Origin of the sequence: Methylobacterium ajmalii (genome assembly GCF_016613415.1) — a bacterium.
Taxonomy (GTDB): domain Bacteria; phylum Pseudomonadota; class Alphaproteobacteria; order Rhizobiales; family Beijerinckiaceae; genus Methylobacterium; species Methylobacterium ajmalii.
Window position 1 is genome coordinate 1 of record NZ_JACWCT010000144.1, and the last position, 6,651, is coordinate 6,651.

The following is a 6,651-nucleotide window of genomic DNA, read 5'->3' on the forward strand; positions in this document are numbered from 1 at the left end:
ACGCCGAGCGTCGCCGCCACGCCGAGCGTCGCCGCCACGCCGAGCGTGGATGCCACGCCGAGCGTGGCCGAGAGGGCGGCGGCCCGCGCCCGGGCCGGGAGGCCGGGACCGGCCCGTCCGGGTGTTCGCCGCTCGTCCGCCACGGGCCTGCCGCTCCGCTCCGCCGGGGTCCGCCGGAGCCGGCGGACCATCATGGTTAAGAGCCCTACAACGGACAGGGTTAAGCGCCGGTAACCGAACGGCCGAGTGGTCAGGCGTCGGGCGGCGTCCCGTCGCCGGGGCCGAGGGCGCGCTGCATCAGGACGGTGTCGAGCCAGGTGCCGTGCTTCCAGCCGACCGACGTCAGCACCCCGACATGCCGGAAGCCGAGGGCGGCGTGCAGGCCGATCGAGGCGGCGTTGTGCGAATCCCCGATCACCGCCACCATCTGGCGAAATCCGGCCCCCTCGGCCTCGGCGATCAGGCGCGCCATCAGGCGCCGGCCGAGGCCGCGCCCGGCCTGGTCCGGCCGGACGTAGACCGAGCTCTCGAGCGTGCCGCGATAGGCCGGCCGGGGCCGGTAGGGCCCCGCATACGCGTAGGCGACGACCGCGCCCGCCCGCTCGGCGACGAGGTAGGGGTAGCCGCCTCCGACGAGCGCCGCCCGGCGCCGGGCCATCTCGGCCTCGTCGGGCGGGTCGATCTCGAACGAGGCCCGGCCGGTCGCGACCGCGTGGGCGTAGATCGCCGTCACCGCGGGCACGTCGTCCTCCCGGCACGGCCGCAGGATCACGTCGTCGTCCTCCATCGCCTCGTTCCTCCGGTGGACCGCGCCGGCCGGTCCCTTCTGGTGCGGCCGCGCGCCCCTTATATTTCGGGCATGAGCGATTCACCCCTCGGGCGCCCGCAGGTCCGCCGCCTCGACCCGGTGCTGGTCGACCGCATCGCCGCCGGCGAGGTGGTCGAGCGGCCGGCCTCGGCGGTCAAGGAGCTGGTCGAGAACGCGATCGATGCCGGCGCTTCCAGCATCGCGGTGACGATCGCCGCCGGCGGCCGGCGGCTGATCCGGGTCGTCGACGACGGCGGCGGCATGGGGCCGGGCGACCTGGCGCTGGCGGTGGAGCGCCACGCCACCTCGAAGCTGCCGGACGGCGACCTCGAGCGCATCGAGACCCTGGGCTTTCGCGGCGAGGCGCTGCCCTCGATCGGCGCGGTGGCCCGCCTCGCCATCACATCGCGGGTGCCGGGTGCCGAGAGCGGTCACTCGATCGTGGTGGATGCCGGCGAGCGCGGTCCGGTGCGCCCGGCGGCCGGCCAGCCCGGGACGCGGATCGAGGTGACCGACCTCTTCGCCGCCACCCCGGCGCGGCTGAAGTTCCTGAAATCCGACCGGGCGGAGGCGACGGCGGTGGGCGAGATCCTGCGCCGCCTCGCGGTCGCCCACCCGCAGATCCGCTTCTCGCTGAGCAGCGAGGGGTCGACGACCGCCGGCCTGGTGCTCCCGGCCGAATCCGGGCCCGGCTCGTGGCTGCGCCGGCTCGTCGCGGTGCTCGGGCCGGAATTCGGCGCCAACTCGGCGCCGCTCAGCCTGGAGCGCGAGGCCTTCGCGCTCGACGGCCACGTCGGCCTGCCGACCTTCCACCGGGCGGCCGCCACCCATGTCCATTTCGTCGTCAACGGCCGGCCGGTGCGCGACCGGCTGCTGCTCTCGGCTGTGCGCGGCGCCTATGCCGACGTGATGGCCTCCGACCGCCACCCGGTGCTGGCGCTGGCGCTGACCTGCGATCCGGCGCTCGTCGACGTCAACGTCCACCCGGCCAAGACCGAGGTGCGATTCCGCGACCCGGGCCTCGTGCGCGGCTTGATCGTCAGCGCGATCCACGAGGCCCTGCGCCGCGAGGGCGGGCGCAGCTCCGGCACGGTCGCGGCCCGCACCCTGGAGAGCCTGCGGCCGGCATCGGCGCCGATGCACGCGCAGGCGCCCGCCGCGACGTCGCACCCGCCCGCGAGCCTGTTCGCCCGGCGCGACGAGACCGCACCGGCGCGGCCGGCGGGCTCCGGCCGCATCGAGGATTTCGCGCGCGATTTCGGGCCCGTGCCATGGGAAGCGTCACGAGAAGCGCCATGGCAGGCTTTGCGGGAAGCGCGCGAGCCCGACCAGGCCGCCTACGAGGGACCGCCCGAGGCGGGCGGCTATCGCGAGGCGGCCCAGGCGCAGTTCTCCGGCGACCTCGCCGCCCCGAGCGCCGACCTGCGGGCGCGCGTCGAGGCGCCCGCGACCGCGGCGGAGACCGCCCACCCCTTGGGCGCGGCGCGGGCGCAGCTGCACGAGACCTACATCGTCGCCCAGACCCGGGACGGGATCGTCATCGTCGACCAGCACGCCGCCCACGAACGGCTGGTCTACGAGCGGCTGAAGCGCGAGCGGGAAGGCGGCGGCATCGCCCGCCAGATCCTGCTGATCCCCGACGTGGTCGAGCTCGACCCGGCGGAGGCCGACCGGCTCGCCGACGCGGCCGACGCCCTGCAGGATCTCGGTCTCGTCCTCGAAGCCTTCGGCCACGGCGCGGTGCTGGTGCGGGAGGTGCCGGCCGCACTCGCCGGCGGGTCGCTGCGGGCGCTCCTCACCGACGTGGTTGACGCGCTCGTCGAGGGCGGGGCCGACCCGCTCGCCCGCCGCCTCGACGCGGTCCTGTCGCGGATGAGCTGCCACGGCTCGATCCGGGCCGGCCGCCGCCTACGCCCGGAGGAGATGAACGCGCTGTTGCGCGAGATGGAGGCGACGCCGTTCTCCGGCCAGTGCAACCACGGCCGCCCGACCTATGTCGAACTGAAGCTCTCGGACGTCGAGCGCCTGTTCGGCCGACGCTGACGGGAACGGCACGGAATCGCGCAGAATGCCGCCGAGTCCGGCGCAGAGTGCATGCGATCGGTGCAAATCGGCGAAATGGCACTCGTTCCATGCGATCGGCGCATATCGCAGTTGCGAGATCACCGTTTGCTGCGATGCAGCATAAGGCCCATGGTCCGGACAGGAACCGGAGCGTTCCCCGTCCCCTCCCACTTCGGAGCCGAACCCCATGGCCTCCCCGTCGACCCCCGCGACCGGTCCCGCCGCCTCCGGTCTCCTCGCCGGCATGCTGCGCCTGTGGCACGAGCACAACCGCCGCCTCGCCCAGGTCGGCGCGCTGCCGCTCTGACGATCCGCGCGCGCGAGGTCCAGCGACGGCCCGTCCTCAAGCCGGGCCGTTCACCTGCGGCGCGTGGGCCGGGCGCCCGGTGAGGCGCTCGACCATCGGCTCGGCGAGCGCGTGGTAGAGCCCCTCGGGGCAGACGAGCTTCGAGGTCGCGTCGGCGATCAGCGCCGCGACCATCAGGGGGATCACCAGGGCGTGGTTCTCGGTCATCTCCGAGACGATGACGAACGAGGTGATCGGCGCCTGGAGCACGCCGGTGAGGTAGGCCACCATGCCGACCAGCACCACGGCGCCGACCGGCACGCCGTGGAACAGCTCGGCGACCTCGGCGCCCAGGCCCGCCCCGACCGCCAGCGAGGGCGCGAACAGCCCGCCCGGGATGCCGCTGATCGACGAGAGCGTGGTGGCGACGAACTTCACCGGGCCGAACCACGCATGGGTCTCGGCGGTGCCGTGCAGGAGCGCCTTCGCCTGCTCGTAGCCGGTGCCGTAGATGTGACCGTCGGTCGCGAGCCCGCACAGGGCGACGCCGAGGCCGCACAGTGCCGCGAAGATCACCGGCCGGTTCGCGACGAAGCGCCCGGCCATCCCCGGCAGGCCGCGGGAGACCGCGATGACGATGCGGCTGAACAGGCCGCCGAACAGGCCGCCGAGCACGCCGCAGACCGGCACCACCGCCCAGGCGCGCCCGAGCGGCAGGGTGTCGCCGGTGGTGCCGAAATAGGTGTAGTTGCCCACGAGCGCGAGCGAGGTCAGGCCCGCCGCGATGATCGCCCCGAGGATCAGGCTCGAGGTCTTGGCCTCGTAGGAGCGGCTGAGCTCCTCGATGCCGAACACGATGCCGGCGAGCGGCGTGTTGAAGGCCGCCGCCACCCCGGCGGCGCCCCCGGCGAGCAGAAGCCCGCGCTGGCGCTCCGGCGCGAACCGCCCGGCCGCCGCCATCAGGGCCGCGCCGACCTGCACCGTCGGCCCCTCTCGCCCGGTCGAGGCGCCGCAGAACAGCCCGAGCGTCATCACCACGATCTTGCCGGCGGCGACCCGCAGCGAGATCAGGCGGTGGCGCAACGAGGGCTCCGCGATGTCGCGCGCGGCGATCACCTGCGGGATGCCGCTGCCCTGCGAATTGGGAAAGACCGTGCGGGCGAGGAGGGCCGCGAGCCCGAAGCCGAATGGCGTGAGCACCAGGGCGATCAGGGGGGAGATCCCCAGTACCGCCCTGAAGCCCGCCTGCGCGGCATCCGCGAGCGTGGCCATCAGCACCGCCGCGCCGCCGACCGCGATGCCGCCGACCACGAACAGGCCGCGACGGGCCCACAACCCGGCGAGATCCCGCGCCCCGGGCATCCGCCCCCTCAAACCCCGCACCGTCGCATCCCCGCGAAGACATCCTGACCGATGGGCACCTTGGACGAAGCCGTCTGGAATGCGAAGCTTCTGTGAAGCAGGACGGGCAGGAGGAGACCGCATGCGGGTGCTGGTGGTGGGCGCCGGAGCGACCGGCGGATATTTCGGTGCCCGGCTCGCCGCGGCGGGGCGCGACGTGACCTTCCTGGTCCGCACGGCCCGGGCGACGCGGCTGGCGGAGAGCGGCCTGTCGGTCAGGAGCCCGCTCGGGGATTTCCGGATCGAGACGCCGAGGACCGTGACGGCGGGCGCGATCCCCGCACCGTTCGACCTCGTGCTCCTGAGCTGCAAGGCCTACGACCTCGCGGGCGCCCTCGACGACGTCGCCCCGGCGGTCGGTCCGGACACGATGGTGCTGCCGATCCTCAACGGAATGGCGCATCTCGACGCCCTCGATGCCCGCTTCGGGCGCGAGCGGGTGCTCGGCGGCTCCTGCGCCATCGCGGCGACGCTCGCGCCCGACGGCACGATCGTCCAGATGAGCGAGCTGCACGCGCTCACCTTCGGCGAGCGGGACGGGACGCGCTCGGCGCGCATCGCCCGGGTCGCGGCCGTGATGGAGGGGGCGGGCTTCGCGGCCAGGCTGAGCGAGAAGATCCTGCTCGAGATGTGGGAGAAGTGGGTCTTCCTCGCGACGCTGGCCGCCGGCACCTGCCTGATGCGGGCACCCGTGGGCGACATCGTCGCCGCCCCGGGCGGGCGCGAGGTCATGCTCGGCCTGTTCGAGGAATGCCGCGCCATCGCGGCGGCGGCGGGCGAGGCGCCGCGGGAGAAGTTCGCCGAGACGAGCCGCGGCACCCTGACGGCGGCGGGCTCCGGCTTCACGGCCTCGATGCTGCGCGACATCGAGAAGGGCGCCCGGATCGAGGCCGACCACATCGTCGGCGACCTTCTCGATCGCGGCCGCGCGGCCGACCCCGACGGCGCCCGGCCGCACCTCGCGGCGGCCTACACCCACCTGAAGGCCTACGAGAGCCGGCGGGCGCGGGGCTGAGCGGACCGACCGCCGGCTCCGATCGCCGGTCCCCCTCTCCCGACTGGGAGAGGGCATCCCCCGCTCGATTCGAGGAGGGGATGTCCCGCGCCGCGCCGGCCCCCTGCGGGGCCGCGTCCGGGCCGGGGCTGCTACTGCGACAGGAAGGTCTGGTTGCCGCCGCCGTGGCAGGTCCAGGCCGCCGTCACAGCGCCGGGCGCGGTCGAGCCGCCCCAGACGTCGACGCAGAGCCCGGCATTGTTGACCGAGACCAGCGCGTTGCCGCCGTTCTGCGCGCGCGCCGTCCAGGCCTGGTTGGTGCCGCCGTTGCAGACCCACTGGGCGATCGGCGTGCCGGGGGCGGCCGGGGGCTTGAGCAGGCTGAGATCGAGGCACTTGCCGGACGCCTTGTTGACGTAGGCCGTGCCGCCGTTGCCGGCCGTCGGGGTCCAGGTCTGCTCGGGGGCACCGGTGCAGGCCTGCTGCGAGACGACCCCGCCGTCGCTGGTATCGCCGGCCGCGATCGACAGGCAGAGGCCCGAATGCTGGGCCTTGAGCACCGCGGCGCCGGGGGTCAGGCCCGGGGCCGGACAGAACGAGGCGTCCTGCTTGAACAGGTCGCCGCCGTCGGACTGGGCGATGTAGAAGCTGAAGTTCTGGTGGCGCAGGTAGTAGCCCGGCCAGTCGATCGATTCGTAGGACGTGCACGGGCCGGTATTGCAGCCGCAATTGCCGGCGAGCCCCGCCCGCGGGGTGAAGGTCGCGCCGCGCTTGAAGACGTCGCCGCCGTCGTTGGCCTGCTGGTAGATCTGGAAGTTCTGGTGGCGCAGGTACTGGCCGGACGCCGTGCTCGACTGGAACGACACGCCCTGACCGGCGAGCCCCGGCATCAGCCGGAACGTCGCCTGCTGGCGGTCGGCGGCGCTGGCCGGCACGACGAGCCGCGCGGTGCCGCCGACATTGGCGAGGTAGCTCGTCGTGTAGTTGCTCGCCTGCAGGCTTACCGCCGCGCCGGTGGCCGCGGTCGTGCCGGTGCCGCCGGTCCCTGTGCCGGTGCCGCCCCCGCCCGTGCCGCCGGCTCCGCCGCCCGCCTGGCCG

Annotated in this window: 5 protein-coding genes; 2 read left to right on the forward strand and 3 right to left on the reverse strand. The window is 74.2% G+C overall.

From position 1 onward, the window contains the following. Window positions 1-250: 250 nt before the first annotated feature. Window positions 251-787: a GNAT family N-acetyltransferase gene (locus tag HPY23_RS26430; RefSeq protein WP_091884133.1), complete on the reverse strand. Its 537-nt coding sequence runs from the start codon at window positions 785-787 to the stop codon at window positions 251-253. 72 nt (window positions 788-859) lie between these two features. On the opposite strand from HPY23_RS26430, the gene mutL reads away from it, so the two are divergent. Then, entirely contained in the window at window positions 860-2,851 is a 1,992-nt protein-coding gene (gene mutL / locus HPY23_RS26435) for a DNA mismatch repair endonuclease MutL (RefSeq protein WP_091884257.1), read from the forward strand. Between the two features lie 364 nt (window positions 2,852-3,215). Here mutL and HPY23_RS26440 read toward each other — a convergent pair whose 3' ends face one another. Further along, window positions 3,216-4,520: a chloride channel protein gene (locus HPY23_RS26440; protein WP_091884131.1), complete on the reverse strand. Its 1,305-nt coding sequence runs from the start codon at window positions 4,518-4,520 to the stop codon at window positions 3,216-3,218. Window positions 4,521-4,641: 121 nt separating this feature from the next. Between HPY23_RS26440 and panE the strand changes: the two genes are divergently transcribed. Next, window positions 4,642-5,574, forward strand: a complete 933-nt coding sequence (panE, locus tag HPY23_RS26445) for a 2-dehydropantoate 2-reductase (RefSeq protein WP_091884129.1) — start codon at window positions 4,642-4,644, stop codon at window positions 5,572-5,574. Window positions 5,575-5,705: 131 nt separating this feature from the next. Here panE and HPY23_RS26450 read toward each other — a convergent pair. Continuing rightward, on the reverse strand, window positions 5,706-6,651 hold a 946-nt coding region (locus tag HPY23_RS26450), incomplete at its 5' end, for an AbfB domain-containing protein (protein ID WP_200649699.1).